At 51.3% G+C, this 388-nt stretch carries 1 pseudogene; it reads left to right on the forward strand.

The features are described from left to right. Positions 1 to 102: 102 nt before the first annotated feature. Positions 103 to 388 (forward strand): annotated as a pseudogene (locus L692_RS0119310) (hypothetical protein); the annotation flags it as partial.

The following is a 388-nucleotide window of genomic DNA, read 5'->3' on the forward strand; positions in this document are numbered from 1 at the left end:
TTCAACCCATGGAAACTCATCGCGGCGCTGATGAGTTTCTTTTGGTTATTTTTAGAGGAATTTCACCCTGTCTGCTCGAATACATCACCGAGGTGATTTCCGATGACGGGTAGCCCCGATAAGGCGGTTATGGCACTGATCGGCGTTGGATTGGCGATATGGGTCATCTATCGGATTTATGTATGGCTTCAGAGCTCGCCGCATTCCTTTTTGCAGGATCATATTCCGTTAAATCAGGACATCAATCCTCACCCGGCCGTAGATCTATTGGCGGATGCCGGATATGAGGTTGTCGGCGGCAAGCTGAAAATTCCGCTGTCCTTTAACGTTGACGGGTCTCCGCTGTACAGTCGGCTGTTTGTCGATTACGTCGCGGCTGCGGGGGACG

The organism is Paenibacillus forsythiae T98, assembly GCF_000520735.1.
GTDB lineage: Bacteria > Bacillota > Bacilli > Paenibacillales > Paenibacillaceae > Paenibacillus_AQ > Paenibacillus_AQ forsythiae.